Annotated in this window: 1 pseudogene; it reads right to left on the bottom strand. The window is 46.1% G+C overall.

The window, feature by feature from the left end:
• A pseudogene (locus A3757_RS22640) lies at window positions 1–258 on the bottom strand (glutathione synthase); the annotation flags it as partial.

Here is a 258-nt window from a genome sequence, read left to right as displayed (position 1 = left end):
CGTATAGCTTTTCATTACAATCTCGCAAGCTTTGGGCTTTATTTAATACTAAAGCTCCCTGCTGCTCGGCCCGTTCTAGAATATGCGTAGCGTAAATAAACTCTGAATCAACGGGTGGATCCTTACGCATAAGAATGACGTCTAACTCAGCCAAATCGGCTTCGCGCGGCTCACCAAGTTCATACCAGCTTTGCTCATCGTTACTTACCTTGAGAGGCGTCAAACGTCCACGAGCCGTACCTTGATCCAAATATAGGT

This window comes from Oleiphilus sp. HI0117 (genome assembly GCF_001635235.1).
Note: the sequence above shows the minus strand (reverse complement) of the source record. Positions and strands in the feature narration are given on the sequence as shown.